Origin of the sequence: Serratia sp. X10, assembly GCF_017811775.1 — a bacterium.
GTDB lineage: Bacteria > Pseudomonadota > Gammaproteobacteria > Enterobacterales > Enterobacteriaceae > Serratia > Serratia ureilytica.
On record NZ_JAEIOH010000003.1, the window covers coordinates 289,473 to 316,267 of the forward strand.

27 protein-coding genes are annotated in these 26,795 nt (G+C 59.8%); 12 read left to right on the top strand and 15 right to left on the bottom strand.

Going from position 1 to position 26,795, the window contains the following annotated elements:
• The first annotated feature begins 14 nt into the window (after positions 1 to 14).
• From yajD to J9788_RS11725, 3 genes are all read left to right on the top strand, one after another.
• Positions 15 to 356: an HNH nuclease YajD gene (gene yajD / locus J9788_RS11715; RefSeq protein ID WP_004939576.1), complete on the top strand. Its 342-nt coding sequence runs from the start codon at positions 15 to 17 to the stop codon at positions 354 to 356.
• A 271-nt stretch (positions 357 to 627) separates the two neighbouring features.
• The gene (locus tag J9788_RS11720) at positions 628 to 1,263 is read left to right on the top strand and encodes an AAA family ATPase (RefSeq protein WP_025301991.1); all 636 of its coding nucleotides are present in this window, start codon (positions 628 to 630) and stop codon (positions 1,261 to 1,263) included.
• Entirely contained in the window at positions 1,260 to 1,562 is a 303-nt protein-coding gene (locus J9788_RS11725; protein ID WP_046896861.1) for a hypothetical protein, read from the top strand. Before J9788_RS11720 ends, J9788_RS11725 begins: the two co-directional genes overlap by 4 nt.
• Before the next feature lie 36 nt (positions 1,563 to 1,598).
• Here J9788_RS11725 and J9788_RS11730 read toward each other — a convergent pair whose 3' ends face one another.
• From J9788_RS11730 to J9788_RS11750, 5 genes are all read right to left on the bottom strand, one after another.
• Positions 1,599 to 3,842, bottom strand: coding sequence for a molybdopterin cofactor-binding domain-containing protein (locus tag J9788_RS11730; RefSeq protein ID WP_182264917.1), 2,244 nt, complete (start codon positions 3,840 to 3,842; stop codon positions 1,599 to 1,601).
• A gap of 2 nt (positions 3,843 to 3,844) precedes the next feature.
• Positions 3,845 to 4,297 carry a (2Fe-2S)-binding protein gene (locus J9788_RS11735; protein ID WP_046896859.1) on the bottom strand — a complete coding sequence of 151 codons (453 nt, stop codon included), beginning with the start codon at positions 4,295 to 4,297 and terminating at the stop codon, positions 3,845 to 3,847.
• 16 nt (positions 4,298 to 4,313) lie between these two features.
• Positions 4,314 to 5,645 carry a cytochrome c gene (locus J9788_RS11740; RefSeq protein WP_182264918.1) on the bottom strand — a complete coding sequence of 444 codons (1,332 nt, stop codon included), beginning with the start codon at positions 5,643 to 5,645 and terminating at the stop codon, positions 4,314 to 4,316.
• On the bottom strand, positions 5,642 to 6,166 hold the full coding sequence (locus J9788_RS11745; protein ID WP_182264919.1) for a MarR family winged helix-turn-helix transcriptional regulator: 525 nt from the start codon (positions 6,164 to 6,166) through the stop codon (positions 5,642 to 5,644). Before J9788_RS11745 ends, J9788_RS11740 begins: the two co-directional genes overlap by 4 nt.
• 168 nt (positions 6,167 to 6,334) lie before the next feature.
• Positions 6,335 to 7,090, bottom strand: a complete 756-nt coding sequence (locus J9788_RS11750) for a CDP-diacylglycerol diphosphatase (protein WP_182264920.1) — start codon at positions 7,088 to 7,090, stop codon at positions 6,335 to 6,337.
• A gap of 238 nt (positions 7,091 to 7,328) precedes the next feature.
• Here J9788_RS11750 and J9788_RS11755 point away from each other — a divergent pair, with 238 nt between their 5' ends.
• The gene (locus tag J9788_RS11755; RefSeq protein WP_094142463.1) at positions 7,329 to 8,129 is read left to right on the top strand and encodes an alpha/beta fold hydrolase; all 801 of its coding nucleotides are present in this window, start codon (positions 7,329 to 7,331) and stop codon (positions 8,127 to 8,129) included.
• A gap of 41 nt (positions 8,130 to 8,170) precedes the next feature.
• Here the strand turns inward: J9788_RS11755 and J9788_RS25170 are convergent, their stop codons facing one another.
• The 3 genes from J9788_RS25170 to J9788_RS11770 are packed head-to-tail and all read right to left on the bottom strand — an operon-like array spanning position 8,171 to position 10,245.
• The gene (locus J9788_RS25170) at positions 8,171 to 8,773 is read right to left on the bottom strand and encodes a LuxR C-terminal-related transcriptional regulator (RefSeq protein WP_182264921.1); all 603 of its coding nucleotides are present in this window, start codon (positions 8,771 to 8,773) and stop codon (positions 8,171 to 8,173) included.
• Positions 8,770 to 10,056 carry an O-antigen ligase gene (locus J9788_RS11765; RefSeq protein ID WP_182264922.1) on the bottom strand — a complete coding sequence of 429 codons (1,287 nt, stop codon included), beginning with the start codon at positions 10,054 to 10,056 and terminating at the stop codon, positions 8,770 to 8,772. The genes J9788_RS25170 and J9788_RS11765 overlap by 4 nt, the downstream gene beginning before the upstream one ends.
• Positions 10,057 to 10,092: 36 nt before the next feature.
• Entirely contained in the window at positions 10,093 to 10,245 is a 153-nt protein-coding gene (locus J9788_RS11770; RefSeq protein ID WP_182264923.1) for a hypothetical protein, read from the bottom strand.
• A 362-nt stretch (positions 10,246 to 10,607) separates the two neighbouring features.
• Between J9788_RS11770 and J9788_RS11775 the strand changes: the two genes are divergently transcribed.
• Positions 10,608 to 11,411, top strand: coding sequence for a winged helix-turn-helix domain-containing protein (locus J9788_RS11775; protein ID WP_182264924.1), 804 nt, complete (start codon positions 10,608 to 10,610; stop codon positions 11,409 to 11,411).
• Positions 11,408 to 11,923 (top strand): hypothetical protein, encoded by a 516-nt coding sequence (locus J9788_RS11780; protein ID WP_182264925.1) that lies wholly within the window; start codon positions 11,408 to 11,410, stop codon positions 11,921 to 11,923. Before J9788_RS11775 ends, J9788_RS11780 begins: the two co-directional genes overlap by 4 nt.
• 55 nt (positions 11,924 to 11,978) lie before the next feature.
• Here the strand turns inward: J9788_RS11780 and J9788_RS11785 are convergent, their stop codons facing one another.
• The 3 genes from J9788_RS11785 to J9788_RS11795 form a co-directional block, all read right to left on the bottom strand.
• Entirely contained in the window at positions 11,979 to 12,902 is a 924-nt protein-coding gene (locus J9788_RS11785) for a PEP phosphonomutase (RefSeq protein WP_046896856.1), read from the bottom strand.
• Positions 12,903 to 12,977: 75 nt separating this feature from the next.
• Entirely contained in the window at positions 12,978 to 15,275 is a 2,298-nt protein-coding gene (gene bglX / locus J9788_RS11790) for a beta-glucosidase BglX (RefSeq protein ID WP_182264926.1), read from the bottom strand.
• Between the two features lie 112 nt (positions 15,276 to 15,387).
• Positions 15,388 to 16,308, bottom strand: a complete 921-nt coding sequence (locus tag J9788_RS11795) for a LysR substrate-binding domain-containing protein (RefSeq protein WP_182264927.1) — start codon at positions 16,306 to 16,308, stop codon at positions 15,388 to 15,390.
• A gap of 118 nt (positions 16,309 to 16,426) precedes the next feature.
• Here J9788_RS11795 and J9788_RS11800 point away from each other — a divergent pair, with 118 nt between their 5' ends.
• Together J9788_RS11800 and J9788_RS11805 are read left to right on the top strand one after the other, a co-directional pair.
• Positions 16,427 to 17,581: a pyridoxal phosphate-dependent aminotransferase gene (locus J9788_RS11800; RefSeq protein WP_049208944.1), complete on the top strand. Its 1,155-nt coding sequence runs from the start codon at positions 16,427 to 16,429 to the stop codon at positions 17,579 to 17,581.
• Between the two features lie 34 nt (positions 17,582 to 17,615).
• Positions 17,616 to 18,395 (top strand): ABC transporter substrate-binding protein, encoded by a 780-nt coding sequence (locus J9788_RS11805; RefSeq protein WP_046896852.1) that lies wholly within the window; start codon positions 17,616 to 17,618, stop codon positions 18,393 to 18,395.
• 34 nt (positions 18,396 to 18,429) lie between these two features.
• Here the strand turns inward: J9788_RS11805 and ddlA are convergent, their stop codons facing one another.
• Complete coding sequence (ddlA, locus tag J9788_RS11810) at positions 18,430 to 19,533, bottom strand: D-alanine--D-alanine ligase (RefSeq protein WP_015377061.1); 1,104 nt, start codon at positions 19,531 to 19,533, stop codon at positions 18,430 to 18,432.
• Positions 19,534 to 19,701: 168 nt separating this feature from the next.
• Between ddlA and J9788_RS11815 the strand changes: the two genes are divergently transcribed.
• The 3 genes from J9788_RS11815 to dld all read left to right on the top strand — a co-directional run bounded on the left by J9788_RS11815 (position 19,702) and on the right by dld (position 22,529).
• Positions 19,702 to 19,905, top strand: a complete 204-nt coding sequence (locus J9788_RS11815) for a ParD-like family protein (protein ID WP_006324220.1) — start codon at positions 19,702 to 19,704, stop codon at positions 19,903 to 19,905.
• Positions 19,902 to 20,696, top strand: a complete 795-nt coding sequence (gene map, locus J9788_RS11820; RefSeq protein WP_033642282.1) for a type I methionyl aminopeptidase — start codon at positions 19,902 to 19,904, stop codon at positions 20,694 to 20,696. The genes J9788_RS11815 and map overlap by 4 nt, the downstream gene beginning before the upstream one ends.
• A 126-nt stretch (positions 20,697 to 20,822) precedes the next feature.
• On the top strand, positions 20,823 to 22,529 hold the full coding sequence (gene dld, locus J9788_RS11825; RefSeq protein ID WP_182264928.1) for a D-lactate dehydrogenase: 1,707 nt from the start codon (positions 20,823 to 20,825) through the stop codon (positions 22,527 to 22,529).
• A 73-nt stretch (positions 22,530 to 22,602) separates the two neighbouring features.
• On the opposite strand, the gene J9788_RS11830 is transcribed toward dld, so the two are convergent.
• Genes J9788_RS11830 through J9788_RS11840 form a run of 3 tightly spaced genes read right to left on the bottom strand, consistent with a single transcriptional unit; the run spans position 22,603 to position 25,362 of the window.
• Positions 22,603 to 23,610, bottom strand: coding sequence for an iron ABC transporter permease (locus tag J9788_RS11830; protein WP_033652390.1), 1,008 nt, complete (start codon positions 23,608 to 23,610; stop codon positions 22,603 to 22,605).
• Positions 23,607 to 24,563, bottom strand: a complete 957-nt coding sequence (locus J9788_RS11835) for an ABC transporter substrate-binding protein (protein WP_182264929.1) — start codon at positions 24,561 to 24,563, stop codon at positions 23,607 to 23,609. The genes J9788_RS11830 and J9788_RS11835 overlap by 4 nt, the downstream gene beginning before the upstream one ends.
• A gap of 16 nt (positions 24,564 to 24,579) precedes the next feature.
• The gene (locus J9788_RS11840) at positions 24,580 to 25,362 is read right to left on the bottom strand and encodes an ABC transporter ATP-binding protein (protein WP_227414553.1); all 783 of its coding nucleotides are present in this window, start codon (positions 25,360 to 25,362) and stop codon (positions 24,580 to 24,582) included.
• Between the two features lie 546 nt (positions 25,363 to 25,908).
• Here J9788_RS11840 and J9788_RS11845 point away from each other — a divergent pair.
• On the top strand, positions 25,909 to 26,760 hold the full coding sequence (locus J9788_RS11845) for a DMT family transporter (protein WP_182264930.1): 852 nt from the start codon (positions 25,909 to 25,911) through the stop codon (positions 26,758 to 26,760).
• Positions 26,761 to 26,795 lie beyond the last annotated feature (35 nt).

Consider the following 26,795-nt stretch of genomic DNA (forward strand, 5'->3'; position numbering starts at 1 on the left):
AACGGACAACCACCATGGCCTATATCCCCAAAAACTATGCGAAGCTGGAAACCGGCTACCGCGAAAAAGCGCTGAAACTGTTCCCCTGGGTATGCGGGCGCTGCTCGCGCGAATTCGTTTATTCCAACCTGCGCGAGCTGACGGTGCACCACATCGATCACGATCATAGCAACAACCCGGAAGACGGCAGCAACTGGGAAATGTTGTGTCTGTATTGCCACGACCACGAACACTCGAAATACACCGAGGCCGATCAATACGGTTCGACGGTGGTGGCCGGTGAAGATGCGCAAAAAGATATCGGCGTCGCCACCCACAACCCGTTCGCCAACCTGAAGGCGATGATGAAGAAGTAACGCCATCGACAGCTTAATGAGCCACTAACTTATTAAGCTGTTAAACTAACAAAAGCCTCTTCCGTTCCGCCACTTCCCAGAGAATTCCTACTTACCCATCCGGTCCATTCACCGCAAAATAAGCTGCGCAGTTAACAACATACTGGCTTGGCAAGCCGCCGCAGTTGGTGCATATTGTTCGCGAGTTATTCTTGTTAACCTGTTTAATTATCAACCTAATAAGCACATTAACTTAATAAGTTACCCGCTTAATAACTTGAGAGATGGCAGCATGATTGTTCTGATTGGCTCGCAAAAAGGCGGCGTCGGCAAATCGACGAAAGCAGTGAATATCGCCGGGTATCTGATTCTTAAGCAAGGCAAGACGGCGATCATCGTCGATGCCGACGACCAGAAATCGATCATGACCTGGTACAACGACCGTCAGAACGTCGAGGGGCTGCCGCACATTCCGGTGGTGGCCGCGTCGGGTAAAATCAAGGAAACGCTGCTGGAGCTCGATCGCCATTACGACTACGTGATCGTCGATACCGCCGGCCGCGACAGCGCCGAACTGCGCTCCGGCCTGCTGGCCGCCGATCTGTTCCTCTCGCCGCTGCGCCCTTCGCAGATGGATCTCGACACCATCGGCTATCTGTCGGAGATGTTCTCCACCGCGCAGGAATACAACGAGAAGGTCAAAGGCTACATCGTATTGAACATGTGCCCGACCAATATCTTTATTAATGAAGCCAACGAAGCGGCGCAGGTGCTGAGTGAATACCCGGAGTTCACCCTGGTGAGCAACCGCCTGTGCGACCGCAAGATTTACCGCGACGCCTGGGGTGAAGCCATCACCGTGCACGAGGCGAACAATGAAAAGGCGCAGAGCGAAATTGAATGCCTGGTGAAAGAGGTGATCCTGTGAAGAAACGCACCCCTACCCACCGCATGTCGGAAGACGAATTCATCAACAGCGCCACCTCGCATACATTGCCGGTAGCGGCGCCCGCGCCGGAAGCCAAGCCGGCCGGCCGTAAGCGCACCTATAAGGCGATCTCCGTCAGCCTGACGGACAGCCACATTGACGCTATCGATGAAGTGATCGTGCAGGCGGCGCGCAACGGCATCGTGCGCATCACCCGCTCCGACATCATCAAGCTGGCGATCGACGGATTAGCGGAGAAAAGCGAAGCGCAACTGCTGGCGCTGCTGAAAAAGCTCTGACCGCACGGCCCGCCGGCTGACCGAACCGGCGGGCCGTTACACCGACGAGAACTCGCGTGGGAACGGCATAGTACGATAGGTTTTGCCGGTGGCCTTATGCAGCGCGCTGGCCATCGCCGGGGCGACCACCGCAGTCGACACTTCCCCGCATCCCTGCGGCGCACGCGCACTGTCGAGTACCACCACTTCCACCTTGGGCATTTCGGCGATCGCGAGCAGCGGATAACGATCGAAATTCCCTTCCACCACGCCACCCCGTTCAAAATGCAGCTCGCTGTGCAGACAGGTGGTCAGCGCAAAGCCGATGCCGCCCTCTACGTTGGCACGCACCAGGTTCGGGTTTATCACCTTACCGCAGTCAATCCCGCATACCGCGCGCAGCACCCGTAGTCGCCCCTCCTGAATGGCGATTTCAACCACCAAACCGACGTAGGTGGTGAAAGCGTTATTGCGGCCAACCCAAATATTGCACGCCATACCGCGATAAACACCCGACGGCGGTTCATGCTGCCACCCCGCCGCCGCCGCAGTGGCGTCCAGGACGCGCAACGCTTCCGGGCTGTCCTGCAACAGATGCCGTCGATATTGGTATTCGTCCCGGTTTGCCTTATGGCTGAGTTCGCTGATAAAGCTTTCCAAAAAGAACAGACTGGCGACGCTGCCGACACCGCGCAGATAGCTCAGGGAAATCGGCTGTTCGACGATGCCGGCCTCCACCTTCAGATGAGGAATGCGATACGGCGTGCTGTAAACGCACTCCACCATACTTTCATCCCATCCCCCGGCGTCGTTGACCGTTTCGCGTCGCATTTGCCAGAAGAGAGACTGCCCGGCATAGCGCGCCCACAGCGCCTGCGGGTAGCCGTTTTCATCCAACAGCGCCCGATAATGGCTGATGCAGGCCGGACGATAGTATTCGTGCCGCATGTCGATCTCGCGCGGATAGATCACTTTGACCGGTTTCCCCACCGCCCGGGAGGCGACGGTAGCATGCATCACGGCATCCGGCAGATATTTGCGTCCAAAGCTGCCCCCCAGATAGGTCGTATTCACCACCACATCCGTCGGCTTCAGCCCGAACATTTTCGCCAGAACGTTACGCACCATGTCCTGCCCCTGGAAGGGGCCCCAGGTTTCGATACGGCCCTCGCCGTAATGGCTGGTGGCATTGCAAGGCTCCAGGGTAGCGTGCGCCACATAAGGTGCGCTGTAACGCGCCTCATGCAAGCGCGAACCTTGTTCAACGCCACGAATCAACGCCGACGCCTCGCCGCGATCGACCGCCGGCACCAGTGTATCGCCATCCAGCATCGCCAAATTCTCCGCCGCAATCACGCTGCCGGTCAGCGCTTTTCCTGCGCCCGGCAGCCAGTCGACCTCCAGCAAATCCGCCGCCTTTTTGGCCTGCCAGTAACTCGCCGCCACCACGATCACCGTATTGAGTGACATATCATGATCCAATCCGACCATGTTGTTCATCGACCACTGCCGGGTCAACACCAGATCCACCACGCCCGGCATGGCCCGAATCTGTCGTTCATTACGCACGGCGACCAGCTTTCCGCTAAGGTCGGGCACCATCCAGGGGACGCCGATCAGCATCTCCGGCAAGTCGATATCAATACCGTAAATCGCACTGCCATCCACTTTCTCCGGCGTATCGACCCGCAACAGCGGCTTGCCAATGACACTCTCTCGCTCTTGCGCCTCACTCTTTAAAGCAGGCTGCGGATCCAACGGCAGCTCGGCGGCATAGCGCACCAAATCGCCATAGGCAACCTTGCGCTTCCCGCCTTTCTCAAGCACCCAGCCTTTCTCCGTACGGCACTGCGATGGTGAAAGCGCGAAATGTTTTGCGCCGGCCCGCAGAAAGAAATCTCTCGCCTGTGCGCCGGCCAGCCGGGCACGCTGATAAAATTTGGTCATGGAGGTTGAGGCGGCGACAAACTGCGCGAAAGCCTCGCCCCCGGCAACCTGACGGTAAGCGTCGCGGCCGGTGACGAATTTCACCGTCACCTGCGCCCAATCGGCATCCATCTCCGCCGCCACCACTTCGGCCAGGCCGGTGTAAATCCCCTGCCCGACTTCACATTGCGACACGCCGATAACGATGCGCCCATCGCGATCGATCCAGATCCAATCGTTCAATTCGTACTGGTTGTCCGGAGGCGCCACGTCCTGTGAAACCACGGCCGCCAGGCTGCGCGTCGATATCGGCAGCAGCATGGCGGCCACTGCCAACGCGCTGCCTTTTATCAAGGTTCTGCGGGTGATCGCCATACTCAGGGTTCTCCCTTGTCGGCGGCGCGGTGCACCGCCGCACGGATCCGGTGGTAAGTGGCACAGCGGCACAGATTGGTCAGGCCCGTATCTATCTGCCGATCGTCCGGACTCGGGTGTTCCGCCAGCAGCGCACTGACCGCCATGATCATGCCTGATTGGCAGTAGCCGCACTGCGGCACGTCCTCCGCAATCCAGGCCTGCTGCACCGGATGACGGCGATCGATGGACAGCCCTTCGATGGTGGTCACCTGCCGATCGCGCACCAATTGCAGCGGATAACAGCATGAACGCACAGCCTTACCGTCGACATGTACCGTACAAGCGCCACAGGCGCCGATACCGCAGCCGAACTTGGTGCCGGTTAACTTAAAATGTTCTCGGATCACCCACAGCAGCGGCGTATCCGGCTCGCCGTTAAATTCGACCGCCTGGCCGTTCAGATTAAACTTCATGCCATCCTCTCTTGGATCAATGCTTCACCCGACGTTTCACCCACGCCCCAATGACGATCAATGCCAACAATACGCCGCCCCAGAACACATAAGGCAATGACGTAATCAACAGCGGTTTTTCACCGCCCGCCCGCTGCAGAGCCACTTGCTCCGGCGTTATCCTGACCGCCGGATTGCCGAATTGCTGCAATACGTAATTGCCCAATTCAGCCAGTTGCCTGTCATCCAGACTATCGGCGAACCCCGGCATCCAGGTCTGCAGCGTCTCCCCCTGACGCTGCACGCCATACAGCATCACCATGATCAGGTTATTGGCCCGTTCGCTGCCTACGGTGGTGTTGTGCATCAAAGAAGGGAAATGGCCGTCATAAGCCCCCTCGCCGCCCAGACGATGGCAGCTGGCACAGGAAGCGGCATACAGCGCCTGTCCGGCGGCACGGCCTTTACCGCCCCCCTGATATTGATAGGCCGCTTTCGTTCCTTGTACGGTGACAAGCGGCGGCGTCTGTTTGAGCCAGTCGGCGATGGCGTCGAGATCGTCGTCACTCAGGAAACGCAGGCTATGCTCCACCGCCTCCGCCATGCCGCCGGCAGCCTGAGCTTTGTCATTGCGCCCGGTCCGCAGATACTGCACCAACTCTTTCTGGCTCCAGCCGCCGATGCCGCTCACGGGATCCGAGGTGATATTCGGCGCGATCCAACCGCCGGTTTCTCCTCCTGCCAGATAGCGATCGCCGCGTTCCGCCATCATCCCGTTACGCGGGCTGTGACACGCCGAGCAATGCCCCAGCACATCCACCAGATAGCGGCCACGCGCCTTCCTCTCGTCTGCATCGACGGGCGTCTTTTTCAGAAACAGCCAGTTCCAGCCGTGGATCGCATAACGCCAGGAAAAAGGGAACGTCAGTTGGGTCTCAGGCACCGCACGATCGACCGGTGCGACACCGGCCATAAAATAGCGATACAGCGCGTGCAGATCGTCATCACTCAGCCCCCGATAAGCGGTATAAGGCATGGCGGGATACAAAGGTTGGCCGTCCCGCCGAATGCCCTGCGTTAACGCGCGGCGAAACTCTTGTTCACTGTAGTCGCCAATGCCGGTTCCTTTGGCGGGCGTGATATTGCTGGCGATGATGTCGCCCATCGGCGACGCGATGGCATAACCGCCGACATAGGGGGCGTCCTGTTGACTGCTGCCGCGGTGACAAGCCGCGCAATCTGCGGCGGTAGCCAGATATTTTCCCCGTGCGATGACCTGTTGGTCATTCTGGCTGGCGAAGACCGAGCAGGAGAAGATCCCCAACGCGATAACGCACAGCTGTTGTGCTCTCCGCCAGCGGCCGTTCACGCTTCACCTTCCGGCTTCATCGCACCCACTCGCTCCTCCGCCAGAAGAGCAAACTCGTCTGGCAACAGATTTTCCTGTTCGAGCATCGCTATCGCGTTATGCTTGATGCCAAACAATACGCGGTAAAAAGCCTCCAGATCGTTGGCCGAAATGCCATTGAGCAGTTTTTCCCTCGCTTGCTGGCTGGAATGATCCAACTGCGCCAGCATCTCCTGCCCGGCCTCGGTCATTCTCACCCCTTTGGCGCGCTTATCTTCGGACAGAGCATCGCGAGCGATAAGCCGATTTTTTTCCAGAAACAGCAGCGCGCGCGACATCGTCGAGACTTCGGCGTTCAAATGCTGCGAAACGTCTTTCAACGTGCAGCCATCCCCCAGATCGGCAATCGCACTCAGCGCCAGCCAATGCGGGCGCGTCAGATTGGTCATTTTCACCGACTGGTCCATCGCCGTGCGCCACAGGCGATTGGTCACATCCAGATGGATGCCCAGTGCAGCAGGAAGTTTACGCGGTTGTGACATGTCGGGTTACTCTCGATTATTTATTTGCTTGTGCAAACAAATAATAGATCGGACATGAGAACAGGATCAAGCAGATGAGGGAGAATAAAATAAAAACGAGTTAATACATTTGGTTAGTTCGTATCGCACGGCATACGCTCCCCAGCGACGGGGAGCGATAAGAAAAACTCAGTTCCCCGCGATCTCGCACCGGTAGTCCTGAATTTCACCGGCCGACCCCAGGTTGAGATCGGTCAACTTCAGACGGTTTGCCAACAGCAGCATCTCGCCCTTCGGGCTGACCGCCAGCGCCAGGCCGTAATTGCCGATGCTGTCGCCCTGCTCGACCACGTAGTTTTGCAACAAGCGGAAAGGATCTTCCTGGGTTAAATCGGTGCCCGCCAATTTTCTGGCCAGATATTGATGGCCGACCAATTTCACCGCCAGCGGCCGCCACTGTTGATCTAATTGCTCAGCCTGTTCCCCCAGCGCGTTATAGACATCCTGGCGCAAACAGGCAACGTGAATATGCAGCTGATTTTGAGAGCGGCCATATTTCGAATTGACCGCCAGAGAAACCCATGCGTCTTTTAACGGTTTACCCAGCTCGCTGGATATATGTTCGCGGTTATTCCAGGCCTGGGCGAAATAAGGCGGCGTTCGCTCCGCTTGCAATATCGGACTCTCGATGCCGCTGACCTTTTCGGCCGGCATCACCAGATCGTGGTAAGGGCCCTTGCTGTCCTTAAACAGCACATATCCCTCGGTTAAATCCACCTTTAAGCAGGGCGCGGGATCGTGGTTCTGCTGCTGATTGGGCACGCACTGTTGGCTGACTATCTGCCACAGCGCATTCGGATTGCCGCGCCCGAAGAACCACCACAGCACCGCCGCCAGCAGCAAAATGACAAGCAAAATAATTAATAGTCTGAAAAGTCTTTTCATCGCGACTCCCTGTTTATCTATTCCATACCGAAAGGAGCGCCAGCATAAACCAAGGCTCTGGCATCGACCAGAATATTTTCCTTAATGTCACCTTTTATTGACGTCTTGTTAGCAATGGGTAATTAAAAATAAGCCTCCGCCTGAGTAATTTAAGGTAAATTAATACCGTGGGTCGAATATGAGTGTGATATAAGCAGCCGGGACTCTTTTTATATAAGGAACCGATAAGATGCCAACGATGGGCAAATCCCTGCATTATCTCGACGTAGGTTCAGGCTTTCCATTGCTGCTGGGCCACAGCTATCTGTTCGATCTGAATATGTGGGCGCCGCAGTTCGAAGCGCTGGCTAAACGCTACCGCCTCATCGTGCCGGATCTCTGGGGCCACGGCGATTCACCGGCGCTGCCGCCCGGGCGAAACAGCCTGTCGGATATCGCCGCCGATCATTTGGCGCTGATGGATCATTTGGATATTGAAGAGTTCGGCATCGTCGGCCTGTCCGTCGGCGGCATGTGGGGCGCCGAACTGGCGGCGCTGGCGCCGGAGCGGGTGAAAGTGCTGGCGCTGCTGGACAGCTACCTGGGCGACGAAACCCCAGAGGCGCGGCAGCGCTATATGGGCATGCTGGCCGCCGTGGAACAGGCCGGCGCCATTACGCCGCCGCTGCTGGAATATATCGCCGCGCAGTTCTATTCCGACGACGTGCCCGCTGCGCTGTCGCAGCCGTTGCTGGCCCATCTGCAAAGCCTGCCCGCCGAGCGCCTGCGCGAAAGCATCGTGCCGCTGGGCCGGATGATCTTCGGCCGCCCCGACAAGCTGGCGCTGCTGGAACACATCACCGCCGCCAGCATCGTCATCACCGGCGCGCAGGATAAGCCGCGCCCGCCGGCGGAAGGCCAGCGCATGGCGGATCTTCTCGGCTGCCGACATGTGCTGATCCCCAACGCCGGGCATATCAGCAACAAGGAAAATCCGGCGGCGGTCAATGAAACGCTGCTGGCATTTCTGGCCGAAAGCACCACGCCGCTGTTTTGGTAAGTCGCTCCGGGCCATCAGGCCCGGACCTGCCATGCTATCGCTCAGACGATGTGGCTATCGCCATTTCCCGGACCGAATCCCCCCTGACGCAACCAGCGGTAAAGCTCCGCATCGCGCTGAAAATGCATCTTTCTCATCACCGCCCGTTTATGCGTGCTCACCGTCTTGATGCTGACCCGAAGCCGACGGGCAATGGCGGTCGGCGTCATTTCCCAACTCAGGTAACGCATCACTTGTTTTTCCTGCGGCGTCAATGGCAACGGCTGACACCAGGCGCAACAAGAAAAACCGCAGGCGCCGCCGGTTCGGCCTTTTATCACCCGCGCTACCGTGTGCAACAGCTTTGCGACGCCTTCATTGCGGTACACCCTGCCCGCTTCCCTCAGGCACCCCGAAATGGCGCGAATGCGGGCTTCTCTGAGATCGTAAACGGCGAGATAAAGGGCGTGAGGAGCATGGGGAGGATGGCAAAAACGCGCCATGTCGCCTTTGGCGATCGCCTGGAACACAAGGTCGGCATTCATCGGCTCGCAGCAGCGCGCCTCGATGCCACGTTCACCAAAATAGTCGCTCAGCGCCCGATACGTCCCGGCGACAAAAAAGCGGTCGATATCCAGGAAGGCGATATTGATGACCGTGTTCACGCCGTTTCCCTCCGCGCGAAAACAAACCGGCAAAACCGGCCGGCGCTGAACCTGCTGCGCCCATCCAATGTAACGAGCAGCAGCGTCAAAACCGCCCATTGGATGAGCGACAGCCCGAACGGGTAGGAAAACTGCGCGCACAGCAGCAAGGGAATGCCGCTCGCCACCAACGCGGCCTCTTCCCCGGCGGCCGGGCTGTGCAAGCGGGCGGCGATGCGCTCCCGTCGCCATGTTTGGCGCACCAGCGCCGCCACGCCCGCCAGCAGGCACAGCATGCCCGCCAACGCAACGACGCCGCCTTCTATCCACCACAGCAGGAGCTCGTTATAGGGTTGCCGCGCTGCGCCAGCCCGCGCTACCGCGGGCAGCGCATGGGCCTGTAAATGCTCAAAGCCATGCTCGAATCGGCCATAGCCCCATCCTGACCACGGCCGCTCTGCCACCAGCGCCAGCGAATCAAGCAGCGTATCGCAGCAAGGCGCGGCATTCGACAAACGAACGCCGGCGTTCAATTCATCCGCCAATATCGCCAGGCAGCATCCCAATGCCGTCATCAGCAGCGCGAGCACGCAATGCAGCGGGTATCTGCGCACAAACATCAGGGTCAGCAGCGCGGCACCCAATAGCACGCTGAGACAAACGGTCTGCGATGCCCCCCAGCCCAGCGCGGCGGATAAACCGATCAAGAGCGGCAGCAAGAGTAAAATACGCCATCGCTCGCTATCTCGGCGCAACATGCGGAACCGAGGCAACACCGTCAGACCCCATCCCGCCAATAATCCGCTCGCCAATATACTGCTCGCGGCATCCGGCCAACGCCCCCCGCTGCCGGCATAGCCCGCCGCCGCCTCGGCCGGGAAGGAAAAAAGCCAAATGCCTCCCACGGCTGCGGCTAATACCAGCGTATAGATAAACGCAATACGCACGTGTGGCATGACCCGATATTGCAATAGGATAAAGTAAATAATCCAACTGCCAAACAGGCAGGCCATTCGCCCGACGGTAAGCACGCCCCACTCGGCACGAGAATAAAAAAGGGGCAGCAGCAATATCACCGCGCCCAGCGCAAAGAAAAAACACGCGGGGGTCATCCCCCACGTTTTTCGCAAAAAAAGGATCGCGCCGCCGACGCCCAATAAAGCAAACAGGCCCCCCCCAATCACAAGAGAATATGGAAACGTCAGCGAGAAATAGTTCATATCATAGTGATAAATATAGCCACCCAACAAAAGCAATACGCTGACATAGACCATCACCATGAACTTTAAACATGGAATAGACATAATAACTTCATCCCAAAATATATATCCGAAAAACCATCAGAAAAGGCTGAGCCATTTTTCAATTGCAATAAACGAAATGCCTGCCAGCAACACCAGCCCGGTAACTATCGCCATCACAATCCCGACAGATTGAATAGCTTCAAAGAATTTTCGCCTATAGCGTAAAAGCGTCCAGCTTCTTTTAAACATACCTTTTCCTCTTGGCCATTCAGGCGTCAAACAAAGAAAACCCGCAATTTAAACGTGGATTTACGGCAAAATCCTGTCGCATTACCCAGCGAGTTCCATAGTATCGCCGCAGCCAAAAACAAGAAATATGTATTGCATTTAACCATGAAAACAGTTTTTAATTCCTAAAAATATATAAATAAAGAATTAAAAACCAAAACAAAGAAAACCTAATATTATAAAACTGGCAACATCCGTACGTTTAAACTTTCGCCAAAAATTTCACAACATGAAAAAACCGCCATCATCTTGACGGGTGAAAAATAATAGATAACTCTGTCCTCGCTAAATTTCGCCGTCGCTATAAGGGCAAGCAGCACATTATGGAATACGTCATTAATCAGATGATTATTTTCTCACCTGCCGAACGCGCATTGTTCATCATCAATGAACGGGAATCTTTTATGCCGTTATCTAACCCTGCCACCCGCTTATTGTTAGAGTTGGTTACCCATCATAAAGAGATGCTCACCCGCAGGCATTTGATGCAGCGGGTCTGGGAAGATAATGGTTTTGTGGGTTCAAACAATAATCTGAATGGTTGCATCAGTGAGATAAGAAAAGCGCTTGAATCGCTGGCACTGGATCCGCAAATCATTATTACCATCCCCAAGCTGGGTTTCATTCTTGAAGCGGAAATTACCTCATGCGAAAACATGCGCTCACCGGACAACCCAAAAACGGTTATTCCCCCCCTGTTGACCCGAGCCAGCGCGCTGTTAAAACGGCATGGGAATATCTGCCAGGCAAAAAAAGCGCCCCTTGCCGCTGTATTGATGATGATTGCGTGCTTTAGCCTCGTCTGCGCTTTATTGTGGTTCAACCGGCCGGTTCACGCGTTCAAAAACGCCAGGGTCGATTTTTTTTATCGCCATGAGCTGTGCAACGTTTTTACTTTGGAAACCGCCGCGCTGAACGACCGGCATGAAACGCAAGCGCAAATTGCCGCTGCATTGAAAGCTGAAGCGACCGACTGCGGCACGACGCCCGCCGATCTGTTCTACACCAAAATCGCCAACCCCAATCTTCCTTTTCAGGTCACCTTCATCGCCATTTGCAATCTGGTGCAACCCGGTCAATATGGCCGGTGCCGCACGATCAAAAACACCGACGGTATGACGCCATGAACAAAAAAACACGCTTCATCGTCGGCTTGTTATTGCTGATGGCGCCTCTGGCAAGCCAGGTCGCCCAGCTGTCGCACCATCCTAAAACCTTACTGCGTTGCGAAGCGGAGATCACCACGCGCAACCGCTATGGCCCTGCCATGGAGCCCGCCGCGGTTTTAAAAGCAAAGATGTATTTTTTCCTCTACCACAACGGCACTGGCTTTATCAGGCTCAATGGCTTTATCGAGCGACAAGAAAAAACCTATGTGCTGAACCGCGAACTTCACTATGTGTATGACACCCCCGGCGATGAGACGGATGAAGAGGATGGCGGCGGCGATGGGTATACGCTGCGATTCGCCGCCGACCGTAAACATGCCGGAGATACGGTTCCCGCCCCCCTTTGGGCGACCTTTTTGCAGTCGGAAGATCCCCGAATCTCCTACCATGTCGCCGTCGAACACGTACTCGGCAACCTGTATGTGGTCAGTACGCTTCAAAGCCCGACCTTTGTCTGCCGGCGTTATTAAGCTATGGGTTGCGAATGTTGCCTAGCGGAAGAAAAGCCCGCAAGCGGCAGCCATTTCAGCGGTTAATTGAACGCGCCATGCGGCTGTAGGTGTGGCGCACGCCGCGAATCGCTACGCTGTAGGCGAAGATGTTTTCCGGCAGCGCCAGCCCCAAAAAGCCGGTATCGCCGATATGGTGCAGATCCGCGCCGGCCATTTTGCTCATCAGCGCAATCTGCCGCACGGTCTGCACGTCGGCCCCCTCTTGCGAGGTGCCGATCGCCGTCATCGCCAGCGCCCCCTGCCGCTGGGCAAAGGCGATCAGCGCCGCCACTTTCTCCTGCGACATGCCGGGAATGGTGCCCGGCGCCGGCAGCAGCACGATGTCCGCACCGTTCTCCACGAACAGCGCGATGTCTTGCTCGCCGATCAGTTGGCTGCCGCTTTCGCGCACGATGCCGGCGCCGTGCATCTTGCCGGTCACCAGCACCATCTCGTCGCCCACTTCCTCGCGGATCGCTTTCAGCGCGGCGGCGATCGCCTGATTGCTGACGCCATTGTTCGGGTTGCCGGTCAGCACCAGCATGCGCGCGCCGAGCTGATACAGCTTGCGCGCATTCTCGGCGGTGGCGGCGCGGCCCGCGGTCATCTGCCAAAAGTCGTTATGTTCGCTGGCGAAAGCCGGATCGACGGCCTCCAGGTTCACCCCGATCACCCGCCCGGTCAGGCGCTGCAGCGTGCGCAGCGCCTCCTGCGGCGGCACGTCGGCGGGCAGGCCCGCGATATGCGGACGATCGACGTCGAACAGGTTCAACAGCAGCAGGTCGGCGCCCTGGCTGGCCGCCAGTTCGGCGTTGGTGACGTTATTGAGCAGCGGCTGAGTGACCGCGATGGTTTCGCTGACCAAAATGCGCCCTTCACTGGCGCGGATGGCGTAGAGCAGATCGGTTTTGCCGATATCGGCCAGATCGCTGGCGCTGCAGTCCAGATAGCGTTTCATGAGGCAAGCTCCGGTGACGTTAGCGGAAAGGGATGGATGCCCCCTCTCCCACCGCAGTGAAAGAGGGGGAAAAGGTTACTTCAGCGTAAAGCTTTGCGCCTGCACGTTGTCGGAATCCAGGCCGACGAACACGTTGAATTTGCCCGGCTCCGCCCCCCACTTCAGGCTGGCGTTGTAGAACTTCAGATCGTCTTCGCTAATCGGCAGCTCAACCTGCTGCGACTGACCGGCCTTCAGCGTCACTTTCTTGAAGTTGCGCAGCTCTTTCACCGGGCGGCTGACCGACGCGGTGACGTCCTGCAGATACAGCTGCACCACCGTGGCGCCGTCGTACTTGCCGGTATTCTTCAGCGTGACGCTGGCGGTTAACTTGCCGTTGCGCGCCATCGTCGGGCTGGACAATTTCAGATCCGACAGACTGAAGGTGGTGTAGCTCAGGCCGTAACCAAACGGATACAGCGGGCCGTTCGGCGAATCGAAGTAGCGCGAGGTGTACTTGCCCGGGTTCTCCTTGCCGAACGGCCGGCCGGTGTTCAGGTGGTTGTAGTACATCGGGATCTGGCCGACCGAGCGCGGGAAGGTCATCGGCAGCTTGCCCGACGGGTTATAGTCGCCGAACAGCACGTCCGCCACCGCGTTGCCGCCCTCGGTGCCGCTGTACCAGGTTTCCAACATCGCGTCCGCCTGCTCGCTCTCCCAGCTCAGCGCCAGCGGCCGGCCGTTCATCAGCACCAGCACCAGCGGCTTGCCGGTGGCTTTCAGCGCGGCGATCAAATCACGCTGGCTCTGCGGGATCGTGATGTCGGCACGGCTGGAGGCCTCGTGCGCCATGCCCTGCGATTCCCCCACCACCGCCACCACCACGTCGGCCTTGTTCGCCGCCTGCACCGCTTCGTCGATCATCTGCTGCGGCGAACGGGTATCGAACGCCACCGCCGGCTCATACTCGTTCAGATAGTCGATGATGCCTTTATCCTGCGTGACGTTGGCGCCCTTGGCGTACAGAATGCGCGCCTTGTCGCCCACCGCCCGCTCCAGCCCCTCGCGCAGGGTGACCGACTGCTTGACCACCCCGGCGGCTGACCAACTGCCCATCACGTCGCGCTGGCTGTCGGCCATCGGCCCGACCAGCGCGATGGTCGCCTGCTTGCTAAGCGGCAGCGTCTGTTTATCGTTCTTCAGCAGCACCATCGTCTTGCGCGCCACCACCCGCGCTTCGGCGCGGTGCAGACGGCTTTCGGCGTTGGTGTCCTGCGGATCGGAACCCACCGGCCCCAGATGCACATACGGATCCTTGAACAGCCCCATGTCGTATTTGGTGTTCAGCACGTCGCGGCAGGCGCGGTCGATATCGCTTTCAGACACCAGTCCGTCCTTCACCAGACCCGGCAGGTATTTGTCGTAGAACTCGTCGCTCATGCTCATATCGACGCCGGAGGTGATCGCCAGGCGCACCGCGTCGCGCGCGTCGGCGGCCACGCCGTGCTTAATCAGTTCCTTAATCGCGCCGTGGTCGCTGATGGTGATGCCTTTAAAGCCCCACTGCTCGCGCAGCAGATCTTTCAGCAGCCACGGGTTGGCGGTGGCCGGCACGCCGTTCACCGAGTTGAGCGACACCATCACCCCGCCGCTGCCGGCGTCCACCGCCGCTTTGTAAGGCGGCAGATAGTCCTGATGCATGCGCAGCGGGCTCATGTCGACGGTGTTGTAATCGCGGCCGCCTTCGACGGCGCCGTACAATGCAAAGTGCTTGACGCTGGCCATCACCGAACCGGGTTTGGCCGGGTCGCCGTTCTGGAAACCGTCGACCATCACCTTGGCGATTTTCGAGACCAGCCAGGTGTCTTCGCCGAAGCCTTCGGAAACCCGGCCCCAGCGCGGATCGCGGGTGATATCGACCATCGGCGCGAAGGTCATGTTCAGGCCGTCATCGCTGGCCTCTTGCGCCGCGACCCGGGCGCTGAGCGCGATGGCTTCCAGATCGAAGCTGGCCGCCAGCCCCAGGCTGATCGGGAACACGGTGCGCTGGCCGTGCACCACGTCATAGGCAAAGAACAACGGGATTTTCAGGCGGCTGAGCTGCATCGCCTGATCTTGCATCACCCGGATATCCGGCCGGGTGACGGTATTGAAGATGGCGCCGATCTGCCCTTTGCGGATCCCCTCGCGGATCGCTTCTTTCGGGTTATCCGGCCCGACGCTGATCAGCCGCAGCTGGCCAATCTTCTCTTCCAGCGTCATCTGCTTCATCAAATTGGACACGAAGGCGTCGCGCTGCTGGGCGTGAATGCCCTGCGTTATCGGCGTTTCCTGCGCAAAAACCGGGCTGAGGGCCAGACCGGACAACATACTCACCACACAAAGCCATTTCATCTTGTTTTATCTCAGGCGTGTTTCCGCCGCCAACGCCGCGGAGTTTAATCGGAGTGAAGAAACAGTTTGCCACACTCTGTTTCATCGCCAAGGGAATTCGCATCGCTAATGTTTACAAAGCATGACAGGTTATCGGCAGGTAATTCTGCAGCCGGGCGCGGTTGTCGGCGGCCTCCGCCGCCAGAAAATCGACCAGCGCGGTTAACGTCGGCGGCGCCACCGTGCGTTCAGGATAGACCAAATAATAGGCCGCGCCGCTGCTGACGCAGAGCGGGAACGGCGTTACGATGCGCTGCGCCTGAATATCCTCCTCCAGCAGGCACAGATCGCCGATGGCGATGCCGAATCCCTGCAGCGCGGCGCTCATCGCCAGATCGAGGGTATCGAAATGCTGGGCCTTACCGGACGGCAACGCATCGGCGCCCGCCGCCTTCAGCCAGCGCAGCCAGTCGCGCCGATCGCGCGTCGGGTGCAGCAGAGTTTTGTCCGTCAAGTCCATCAACCGGGCCGCCGGCGGCAGAAACGTCGGCGTGCAGACCGGCGTGAGGATTTCATCGAACAGCAAGTGCGCGGTCAGCTTTTTACCCGGCGGCCGGCCGAATACCACCGCGGCGTCAAACTGCTCGGTACTGAAATCCAGGCCGTGCGACACCGAGGCGGTCAGCTCGATATGCATGTCCGGCCGTTCATTTTGCAGGCGAATGATGCGCGGCAGCACCCAGCGCATGGCGCAGGTCGGGCATTTGATGCGCAGCGCCCCCGGCGGGGCGGCGGCCCGCGTCAGGGCTTCATCCAACTGCCCCAGCGCCTGCTGCACCGGCGCCAGCAGCTGCGCGCCCTGCGGCGTCAGCGCCAGACCGCGCGCCTGACGGCTGAACAGCGGATAGCCCAGACGCTGTTCCAGCCCAAGAATTTGCCGACTGACCGCCCCCTGCGTCAGGTGCAGCTGCCGGGCGGCATGGGTAAAGTTGAGGCGTTGCGCCACCACCACAAAGGTTTTCAATACGTCGAGCGACGGCAGGGATATCGGCATAGCGTGCCTCGATTAGGTATGATCGTAGTGCATGGCAAGTATGACAAACTTTCCCTTGTCCGCCTACGCCGCCTGATGCTTAATCGCTCAACACTTCCCTGTTTGCCTGGAGCCCATCATGCAGAGCGCCTGCTCATCCCGCTCGAAGCTGCCGGACGTCGGCACCACCATCTTCACCGTCATTGGCCAACTCAGCGCCGAACATCAGGCCCTCAACCTGTCGCAGGGCGCGCCCAACTTCGCCGGTGACCCGCAGCTGATCGAGGCAACGGCGCAAGCCATGCGCGCAGGTCATAACCAATACGCGCCGATGAGCGGCGTGGCGGCGTTACGTGCTGCTCTGGCGGAAAAAGCTGAACGATTGTATGGCGCGCGCTATGACGCCGACGAAGAAATCACGGTGATCGCCAGCGCCAGCGAAGGGCTGTACTCGGCGATCAGCGCGCTGGTGCACCCCGGCGACGAGGTGATCTATTTCGAACCGGCGTTCGACAGCTATGCGCCGATCGTGCGCCTGCAGGGCGCCACGCCGGTGGCGATCAAACTGTCGCTGCAGGACTTTCGCGTCGACTGGGACGAAGTGGCCGCCGCCATCAACGGCAAAACGCGCATGATCATCGTCAACACGCCGCACAACCCGACCGGCGCGGTGTTCGACGCGCAGGATATCGACCGCCTGACCGCCCTGACCCGCGACACCGACATCGTGATCCTGTCCGACGAGGTCTACGAGCATGTGGTGTTCGACGGCGATATTCACCACAGCATGGCGCGCTATCCTCAGCTGGCGGAACGCAGCGTGATCGTGTCGTCGTTCGGTAAAACCTACCATGTCACCGGCTGGCGCGTCGGCTACTGCCTGGCGCCGGCGGCGTTGATGGACGAGATCCGCAAGGTGCACCAGTTCATGGTGTTCTCCGCCGATACGCCGATGCAGTACGCCTTCGCCGCCGCGCTCGCCAACCCGCAGAGTTACCTGGGGCTGGCGGCGTTTTACCAGCAAAAGCGCGATCTGCTGGCCAGCGCCCTGCAGGATTCGCGCTTTGAGCTGCTGCCCAGCCGCGGCAGCTTCTTCATGCTGGCCCGCTTTAGCGGCTTCAGTCACGAAAGCGACAATGATTTCGCCGTGCGCTTGATCCGCGAAGCGAAGGTGGCGACGATCCCGCTGTCGGCGTTCTACAGCGACGGCACCGATACCGGCCTTATTCGGCTGAGTTTTTCCAAAGATAACGAGACCCTGCTGGAAGGCGCGCGCCGCCTGAGCCAGGTGTAATTTTTTGTCCGACCATGGGAAAGGGGCACTGCCTATGAAAGCTTTGAAAACGCTGTTCGCCGCCGGATGCCTGCTGGCCGCCGGCTCTTCTCTGGCGGCGGAAAACAGCCTGCGCTTCGGTCTGGAAGCGCTCTATCCGCCGTTCGAATCCAAATCCGCCAGCGGCAAACTGGAAGGGTTCGACATTGAACTGGGCGACGCGGTGTGCGCCGCCGCGCAGTTGCAATGCAGCTGGGTGGAAACCTCGTTCGACAGCCTGATCCCGGCGCTGCAGGCGCGCAAGTTCGACGCCATCAACTCGGCGATGAACGTGACCGAACAGCGGCGCCAGGCGATCGCCTTTACTGACGCCATCTATCAGGTGCCGAACCGCCTGATCGCCAAAGCGGGCAGCGGCCTGCTGCCGGACGCCAAAGCGCTGGCGGGCAAACACGTGGGCGTGCTGCAAGGCTCGATTCAGGAGATTTACGCCAAAACCCATTGGGCGCCGGCGGGCGTGGATGTGGTGTCTTATCAGGATCAGAATCAGGTGTATCTCGATCTGGCGGCCGGTCGGCTCGACGCCACGCTGGTGATGGCGCCCTCGGGGCAAAGCGGCTTCCTGTCGCAGCCGGACGGGAAAGGCTTCGCCTTCGTCGGCGAGGCGGTGCGCGACGACAAGATCCTCGGTGAAGGCATCGCCTTCGGCCTGCGCAAAGGGGATGAGGCGCTGAAGAAGAAACTGGATGCCGCCATCGCCAAAGTGAAACAGCAAGGCACGGTGACGGCGCTGTCGAAGAAGTATTTCGGCGATATCGACGTGACGGTGAAGTGATGGACGGGGGCGGCACCGCCGCCCCCTGCCGCGTTTAGCGATCGAACACCGAACTGTTCAGCGCGCGATCCTGCTGGTGGCGCTCCAGCGCCAATTCGATCAGGCGCGTGATCAGTGCCTGGTAGCTGACGCCGCTGGCGGCCCACAGCTTGGGATACATGCTGATGTTGGTGAAGCCCGGCAGCGTGTTGATCTCGTTGATCACCACCTGGTTATCCGGCGTCAGGAACACATCCACCCGCGCCAACCCGAAGCACTCCAGCGCGCGGAACGCCTTCAGCGCCACCTCACGGATGTGGTCGCTCACTTCCGGCGCGATCGCCGCCGGCACCACCACCTGAGCGCCCTGCTCATTGATGTATTTGGTGTCGTAGGAGTAGAAAGCGTCGCTCAGCACGATCTCGCCGCACACGCTGGCCTGCGGATCGTCGTTGCCCAGCACCGCGCACTCGATCTCGCGGCCGACGATCGCCGACTCCACCAGCACTTTGTGATCGAAACTGAAGGCCAGTGCCACCGCCGCGTCAAACTCGGCGCGGTTTTCCACCTTGCTGACCCCCACAGACGAGCCCTGGTTGGCCGGCTTGACGAACAGCGGCAGGCCGAGGCGCTCGCTCAGTTGCTCAAACGTGAACCCGGCGCGATTGGCGCGGGTCAGAGTGACGAACGGCGCCACCGCCAGCCCGGCGTCGCGCAGCAGGCGCTTGGTCACGTCTTTATCCATGCTGACCGCCGAGCCGAGCACGCCGGCGCCGACGAACGGCATATTGGCCATGCGCAGCAGCCCCTGCAGCGAGCCGTCTTCCCCCAGCGTGCCGTGCACGATCGGGAAGATGACGTCGAGCTGGCCCAGCGCGCCGGCGCTGCCCGCTTCGATCAGCTGCTGTTTTTCCTGGCCCGGGATCAGCGCCACGTTCTTGTTCGAGCGGTTCAGCGCGATCAGCGCCGGGTTCTCGGCATTGAGCAGATAGTTGGAGGCGTCGTTGATGTGCCACTGCCCCTGTTTGTCGATCCCCAGCAGCGTGACGTCAAACTTCTCTTTGTCGATTGCATCCACAATGTTTTTGGCCGACTGCAGCGACACCTCATGCTCCGCCGATTTACCGCCAAAAATCACCCCAACACGTAGTTTAGTCACGCCTTAAATCCTTCTGAAAAATCATGGCAAAAAAGTCGTTCATCACAATAAACGCATTGCCTGGCGGCGGCAATCGTTGTTGCCAGAATCTTCTTACGCCACAGATTGCCACATCGTGACCATCCAAAGCGTATACACTTCGTATATCGTTCATTTATGGAGACGCCGATGGGCATCGTAAAAATTTCGGACGCGCTGCATGACGATCTGCGCCTCGCCAGTCTGACCATGACGCGTTCGATCAACGCGCAGGCCGAGTACTGGATCAAGATCGGCATGCTGGCGGAGTTCCATCCGGAACTGACCTACCCGCAACTGGTAAAAAAAATGATGAAAGATAACGCGTTGACGCTGAAGGAGATTGTCGGGTGAAACAGATTGTGATTAAAACGCCGGAAGAGATTGCCAAAATGCGCCATTCCGGCGCTCTGCTGGCTAAAGTGTTTGCTATGCTCGATGAGGTCATCGTCGAAGGCATCTCCACCATGGAGATCAACGACCGCGCCGAGGCGTTTATCGTCGAAGAACTGAAGTCGCGCCCGGCCAGCAAGGGGCAGTATGATTTCCCCTATGTGCTCAACACCTCAGTCGACGACGTGGTATGCCACGGGGTGCCGTCGGCCAGCAAAATCCTGCGTTCCGGCATGATAGTCAACGTGGACATCACGCTGGAAAACGGCGGCTACATCGCCGACTCCAGCAAGATGTACTGCATCGGCCAGGTGACGCCGCTGGCCAAACGGCTGGTGAACAACGTCTATGAATCGATGTGGCAGGGCATTCGCGCGGTGAAACCGGGCGCCACCCTCGGCGATATCGGCCACGCCATCCAGCGCCACGCCGAGCAGGCCGGCTACAGCATCGTGCGGGAGTATTGCGGCCACGGCATCGGCCGCGACATGCACGAAGAGCCGGCGGTATTGCACTACGGCCAACCCGGCAGCGGCATGGCGCTGCAGGAAGGCATGGTGTTCACCATCGAGCCGATGATCAATCAGGGCGACCGCCGCATCAAGCAGAAGAAAGACGGCTGGACGGTGGTGACGCGCGACAAAAAACTGTCGGCGCAGTGGGAACACACCGTAGCGGTCACCGCCGACGGCGTGGAGATCCTGACGCTGCGCGACGAAGAGCGTCGTGCCGGTTACGCCGAACGCTACTAAATCCGCAAGCCATTAGCTTGACAAGCTGATAGCTTAATAAGTTATTTAATTAATAGCCTCTTAGCTGACTGCGCGGCACTCCGGCGCCGCGGTTAAAGCGACGGGGATGACAGGGAGACAGGCAGCATGCAGTCAGGCAATCAGGCGTTTCTCAACCAGCTTAAGGACATCGTCGGCGGCCCGCAGTTGTTGACCGGCGATCGCAACACCGAACGGTATCGCAAAGGGTTCCGCTCCGGCGAAGGCCAGGCGCTGGCAGTGGTGTTTCCCACTAGCCTGCTGCAGCTGTGGCGCATTCTGCAGGCCTGCGTGGCCGCCGATAAAATCGTCATCATGCAGGCCGCCAACACCGGCCTGACCGAGGGCTCAACCCCCAGCGGCAACAACTATGATCGCGATATCGTCATCGTCAGCACCCTGCGCCTCGACCATATTCAGGTGCTGGACAACGGCAAGCAGGTGGTCGGCTTCCCCGGCAGCACCCTGCACCACCTCGAAAAATTGCTCAAGCCCTACGGCCGTGAACCGCATTCGGTGATCGGCTCTTCCTGCATCGGCGCCTCGGTGATCGGCGGCGTGTGCAACAACTCCGGCGGCTCGCTGGTGAAACGCGGCCCGGCCTATACCGAAATGGCGCTGTACGCCCAGTTAGGGGAAGACGGCCAGCTGCGCCTGGTTAACCATCTGGGCATCCGGCTTGGCGACACGCCGGAAGAGATCCTCACCCGGCTGGAAAAAGGCGACTATCGCCCGAGCGACGTCGAATACGGCGAGCTGCGCGCCTCGGATAACGAGTACGCCAGCCGGGTGCGCGACGTCGACGCCGACACCCCTTCCCGCTTCAACGCCGACAAACGCCGCCTGTACGAAGCCTCCGGCTGCGCCGGCAAACTGGCGGTGTTCGCGGTGCGGCTCGACACCTTCGAGAAAGAGGGCAAAGAGCAGGTGTTCTATATCGGCACCAACGACACCGCGGTGCTGACCGAACTGCGCCGCCACATGCTGAGCAAATTCGAAAACCTGCCGGTGGCCGGTGAATACATGCACCGCGATATCTTCGACATCGCCGAGGTGTACGGCAAAGACACCTTCATGATGATCGACAAGCTCGGCACCGATCAGATGCCGCGCTTCTTCACTCTGAAGGGCCGTATGGACGCCAGCCTCAACAAGCTGCCGCTGCTGCCGCACAACCTGACCGATCGGCTGATGCAGGGCCTGAGCCATCTGGCGCCGAGCCACCTGCCGAAACGCATGAAGGAATACCGTGAACGTTTCGAACACCATCTGCTGCTGAAGATGGCCGGCCCCGGCGTGGAAGAGGCCCAGCGCTACCTGACCGACTATTTCGCCCAGGCCGAAGGCGCCTTCTTCGCCTGCACGCCTGACGAGGGCAAAAAGGCTTTCCTGCACCGCTTCGCCGCCGCCGGCGCCGCCGTGCGCTACCACGCGGTGCACGCCGACAAGGTGGAGGATATTCTGGCGCTGGACATCGCCCTGCGCCGCAACGACACCGACTGGTTCGAAACGCTGCCGCCGGAAATCGACAGTCAGTTGGTGCATAAGCTGTATTACGGCCACTTTATGTGCCACGTCTTCCACCAGGACTACGTGGTGAAAAAAGGCGTGGACAGCCATGCACTGAAAGAAAAGATGCTCGAGATCCTCAACCGGCGCGGCGCCGAGTACCCGGCGGAGCATAACGTCGGCCACCTGTACCATGCCAAACCGGATCTGCAGGCGTTCTACCGCGCTGCCGATCCGACCAACAGCTTCAACCCCGGCATCGGCAAAACCAGCAAACGCAAAGGTTGGGCCGAAGACCCCCGCTAAACGCCGCACGATCGGCCCGCCGCCCACCCGGCGCGGGCCTTCGATAGACGACGTTATCTTCGCAGAATGGCGTTCACCGCTCCGCGCGCAACAGCAAGGAGACGATGAACGCGCCCCCCAGCCCCGCCGTAATGATGCCGATGGGCAGCTCCTGATTGGGGATCAGGCTGCGGCTGAGCATGTCGCCGCCGGTCAGCAGCATCGCCCCCAGCAGGCCGCACATCGGCACGGACAAGCGGTGGCGCACACCTACCAGGCGCCGGGCCAGATAAGGCACCATCAGCCCGACAAAACCGATCACCCCCGTCAGCGAAACGAGAAACGCCGTAGACAATGCGCAGCACAGAAAGGTCTCGGTGCGCAGGCGCGCCACGTTGACGCCCATCGAATGGGCGGTTTGCTCGCCCGCCAGCAGCGCGTCCAGCGCCCGCCAACGCAGCGCCGTAAACCCGGCCAACAGTGCGAAACTCACCAGCGGAATGAACAGATTATCCCAACGCGCCAACCCCAGGCCGCCCAGCGACCAGAACAACACTGAACCGGCCGCACGCTGATCGCCGGAAAAGACCAGATAGCTGGTGAGCGCGCTGAACAAAAATGAGACCGCCAGGCCGCAGACGATAAGCTGCTCGGCGCGCCTGACCCGGCTGACGCGAAACAGGATCATCACCGCCAACGCGGACAGAATGCCGCCGACGAAAGCGGACAGCGGCAACGTCAGCGCCCCCAGCGCATCGCCGAAGCGCGTGATGACCAGCACCGCGCCGGCGGCGGCGCCGGAGGAAAGCCCAAACAAAAATGGATCGGCCAGCTCATTGCGGGTGGTGGTCTGCAGCAGCGCGCCGGTCATCGCCAGCCCGGCGCCGGTCAACGCCGCCAACAAGGCCCGAGGTACGCGCAGTTGCACGACGATAGTGTCCAGCATGCCGGAAAGCGGCGCCGAACCTATCCCTAACGCCGCCAACGCCTGCCGCCATGACAGCGCGACGCTGCCCAATTGCAGGCTCCAGACCATTAATCCGCACAACGTCAACAGCGCCAGCGGCGCGAGCACCATAAACCGCCGTGTCGGCGAGTTCATTCAGCCTCCGGCGCGTACAGCGCCCGCGCCAGCTTTTCCACCGCGCCGATGTTGGCCGGCCCCGGCGTCAGCTCCGCATACTGCAGTTTCAGATAACGATGGTGCCGTACCGCAGGCGTCAACTTCATTAACGGATGAGACTCGAGGAAACGCCGCAGCGCCTCGGCGCCTGACCCGGTCTGGTAATCCAGCAGAATGATGAAGTCGGGTTCCGCCGCCGCCACCGCCTCCCAGGATGCCGTCGTCCAACTCGCCGCCAAACCATCCATCACGTTGCGGCCGCCCGCCGCTTCGACGATCGCCGTCGGCATGGCGTATTTACCGCTGGTAAAAGGCTTCTCTTCTCCCGAGTCATACACGAACACCTTGAGCGGCGCCTGACCCGCCGGTCTGGCGGGCAGCGCAGCTAACCGGCGGCGCCAGCCCTCAATCAGCGCGGCGGCCTCTCGCTGCTTGCCGAAAATCTTGCCGAGCTTCAGCTCATCGTCATACAGCAGGTTCATATCGGCCTTCTGCGGCCGGCCGCCGGCCTGTACGCAGCTCTCGCTCAGCACCAGCGTTTTGATGCCGAACGGCGCGAGCGTCTCCGGCGTGACGTCGCCGCCGATCTTCATGCCGTAATTCCAGCCGGCGAAGAAAAAGTCCGGCTGCGCCGCCAGCAACGTTTCCAGGGCGGGATACTTCGGCGCCAGTTCGGGAATGGCGCCCATCGCCGTCTTGAAGTCAGGCGTCAATTTGTACCAGCCGGTGATGCCGGTCAGCCCGACGATCCGATCCTGCAGATGAAGCGCAAAAGCCATCTCGGCCATATTGATGTCGTTGATGACGGCGCGCTGCGGTGCCTGATTGAAGGTGATCGGCGTACCGCAGCTTTCTACGGTGACGGGAAATTTTTCGGCCGCTGCCGCTCCGCCGGCCAACAGCAGGAGCAAGGGGAGTACGCGTATGTTCATGTTTTTCTCTGGTTTATCAAGCGCAATGGGGAACTTCAAAAATACGCAGCGTTTTCCCGCTGACGGGATGCGCCACGCTGAAACTGTGCATGCCGAACACCGGCAGAATTACCGGGGTTTGCAACACCGCCGCGGGCGAGCCACAGGCCACCTGGCGGCTTTCGTTGAGCACCAGGATCCGATCGGCGAACGCCTCCGCCACGGGCAGGTCATGCAGCACCGCAATCACGGCGATGGCTTTATGTTTTACTAACGACAGCAGCGCCGAACGCCCGGGGGGATCGAGGTGATTGGTCGGCTCATCCAACAACAACAGGTCGGGAGTCTGCGCCAACGCCCGGGCCAACGCAGCGCGCTGACGCTGGCCGCCCGAGAGCCGCCCCAACGGGTGGTGCCTGAGCGGCGCCAGACCGGTTTCCCCGATAGTCTCGTCAACGATGCGTTTTCCCGCCGCGGGCCGTTCGCCATGCGGCAAACGCCCTAACGCCACATAGTCCTCCAGCGACAGCCGCAAATCCGGCAGATCGTTTTGCGCCAGAAAGGCGATGCTTCTGGCGCGTTCCGCCGCCGACAAGCCGGACAAAGCGCGCCCGCGCCAGTAAATCTCACCGCTGTCCGGACGCGTTTCGCCGATCAGCGTGCGCAACAGGCTGGATTTTCCGCTGCCGTTAGGACCGATCACCGCCAGCTTCTCACCGGCGCGCAGCGTGAAATGGATGTTGTCGAGTATCGAGGCCCCGCCGTGGCCGGTCAGGCTAACCTCATCAACATGGAGGATGTCGTGAGCTGAATTCATCATGCGTTAATTGTTATATTATAACATATCAATGTTTTTATCACGATTGCGCGCCCTCTGCAAAAACGAATCGTAAAGTCTCTTGCCGCACGCATGACGGGAAACGGCGGCGGGGAGCCTACCCCCTTGCGCCTCGCGCTGGCGTTAAAACTGCGTTTTTGCAGCAACATAGCACACCTTTAATTTAATGATAATGATTTTCATTATCATCTGTACTTCTGTGATTTTCGGTTGCGCGCCCCGCTGAACTTGGCTATGTTTGAAGCGATTGGTTTCATTCACGGTTTTCAGGAACTCACATGACCTACCTGGCGCACAGCACAGATCCGACAAACGCGACCGTTCCGGCCGTCGTTTTGCTGTGTGCTTCCTCCGCTCCACCCGCCGTTTTCTCTGTCGTTTCCGCGGTTGCCGCTTACCCGCCACGCATTGTGGTCGTGCGCTAAGCCACACCGACTTTTTACCTCCGGCTTATGTTGATTTGTTGCGTTCAGGCGTAGACCGCCGCGCGCGCCGGAGCCTGTAATTTTCACGACAGGTGAAATTGATATGCGATTACCTTCTCTCTGGGCCAATGCCGGCCTGGCTACTCTGTTCGTCCTGCTTTGGAGCAGCGGCGCGATCTTCTCCCGTTGGGGGTTGGAGCACGCCTCCGCCTTCGCTTTTCTGTTCTTCCGCTGCGCCATCGCGCTGGCGGTGCTGTTGGCCATCGGCCTGTGGCGGTGCCAGTGCCTGCCCGCCGCCGGCACCCGCCGGCGCGTCGCGTTGATCGGCGTGCTGATGATCGGCAGCTATCAGATCTGCTATCTGCTGGCCCTCGAACGGGGCATTACCCCTGGCGTGCTGGCCACGCTGCTTGGCGTGCAGCCGATCCTGACCCAGTTCATTACCGAACGGCGCTGCGCCGGGCTGCGCGCGCTCGGGTTGGCGCTGGCGTTGGCGGGGCTGACGCTGGTGGTGTACCAAAGCCTGATGGTGGCCCATTTCTCGCTGAGCGGCATGCTGTTCGCCTTTATCGCCTTGGGCTGCATGACCGCCGGCACCCTGCTGCAAAAGGGCATGACGCAGCCGCCGCTGGCGGTGTTGCCGCTGCAGTATGCCGTCGGGCTGTTGATGTGTGCGTTGGCGCTGCCGTTTGAGCCGCTGCGGGTCGAATGGCGGCCTGAGTTCGTGCTGCCGCTGCTGTGGATGGCGGTGGTGATCTCGGTGCTGGCGACGTTCTTGCTGTATCGGCTGATCCAGCGCGGCAACCTGGTGCAGGTGACCAGCCTGTTCTACCTGATCCCGGCGGTCACCGCCCTGCTGGATTATCTGCTGCTCGGCCACGCGCTGGCCGCGCTGAGCCTGCTGGGCATGGCGGGCATCGTGCTCGGCGTGATGCTGGTTTTCCGCCGCGCATAGCCTAAAAACAAAAGCCCCCGCGCCGTTCCACCGGC

Bases quoted from the DNA above. Each gene is read 5' to 3' on its own strand.
- J9788_RS11830 (WP_033652390.1), bottom strand. From the start codon at position 23,610: ATGAACTCGCCGACACGGCGGTTTATGGTGCTCGCGCCGCTGGCGCTG.
- J9788_RS11745 (WP_182264919.1), bottom strand. From the start codon at position 6,166: ATGTCACAACCGCGTAAACTTCCTGCTGCACTGGGCATCCATCTGGAT.
- J9788_RS11780 (WP_182264925.1), top strand. From the start codon at position 11,408: ATGAACAAAAAAACACGCTTCATCGTCGGCTTGTTATTGCTGATGGCG.
- J9788_RS11750 (WP_182264920.1), bottom strand. From the start codon at position 7,090: ATGAAAAGACTTTTCAGACTATTAATTATTTTGCTTGTCATTTTGCTG.
- J9788_RS11805 (WP_046896852.1), top strand. From the start codon at position 17,616: ATGAAAGCTTTGAAAACGCTGTTCGCCGCCGGATGCCTGCTGGCCGCC.
- J9788_RS11815 (WP_006324220.1), top strand. From the start codon at position 19,702: ATGGGCATCGTAAAAATTTCGGACGCGCTGCATGACGATCTGCGCCTC.
- J9788_RS11765 (WP_182264922.1), bottom strand. From the start codon at position 10,056: ATGTCTATTCCATGTTTAAAGTTCATGGTGATGGTCTATGTCAGCGTA.
- J9788_RS11755 (WP_094142463.1), top strand. From the start codon at position 7,329: ATGGGCAAATCCCTGCATTATCTCGACGTAGGTTCAGGCTTTCCATTG.
- J9788_RS11835 (WP_182264929.1), bottom strand. From the start codon at position 24,563: ATGAACATACGCGTACTCCCCTTGCTCCTGCTGTTGGCCGGCGGAGCG.
- dld (WP_182264928.1), top strand. From the start codon at position 20,823: ATGCAGTCAGGCAATCAGGCGTTTCTCAACCAGCTTAAGGACATCGTC.
- J9788_RS11730 (WP_182264917.1), bottom strand. From the start codon at position 3,842: ATGGCGATCACCCGCAGAACCTTGATAAAAGGCAGCGCGTTGGCAGTG.
- J9788_RS11785 (WP_046896856.1), bottom strand. From the start codon at position 12,902: ATGAAACGCTATCTGGACTGCAGCGCCAGCGATCTGGCCGATATCGGC.
- yajD (WP_004939576.1), top strand. From the start codon at position 15: ATGGCCTATATCCCCAAAAACTATGCGAAGCTGGAAACCGGCTACCGC.
- J9788_RS11800 (WP_049208944.1), top strand. From the start codon at position 16,427: ATGCAGAGCGCCTGCTCATCCCGCTCGAAGCTGCCGGACGTCGGCACC.
- J9788_RS11775 (WP_182264924.1), top strand. From the start codon at position 10,608: ATGGAATACGTCATTAATCAGATGATTATTTTCTCACCTGCCGAACGC.
- J9788_RS11795 (WP_182264927.1), bottom strand. From the start codon at position 16,308: ATGCCGATATCCCTGCCGTCGCTCGACGTATTGAAAACCTTTGTGGTG.
- bglX (WP_182264926.1), bottom strand. From the start codon at position 15,275: ATGAAATGGCTTTGTGTGGTGAGTATGTTGTCCGGTCTGGCCCTCAGC.
- J9788_RS11770 (WP_182264923.1), bottom strand. From the start codon at position 10,245: ATGTTTAAAAGAAGCTGGACGCTTTTACGCTATAGGCGAAAATTCTTT.
- J9788_RS11720 (WP_025301991.1), top strand. From the start codon at position 628: ATGATTGTTCTGATTGGCTCGCAAAAAGGCGGCGTCGGCAAATCGACG.
- J9788_RS11735 (WP_046896859.1), bottom strand. From the start codon at position 4,297: ATGAAGTTTAATCTGAACGGCCAGGCGGTCGAATTTAACGGCGAGCCG.
- J9788_RS11840 (WP_227414553.1), bottom strand. From the start codon at position 25,362: ATGATGAATTCAGCTCACGACATCCTCCATGTTGATGAGGTTAGCCTG.
- J9788_RS11845 (WP_182264930.1), top strand. From the start codon at position 25,909: ATGCGATTACCTTCTCTCTGGGCCAATGCCGGCCTGGCTACTCTGTTC.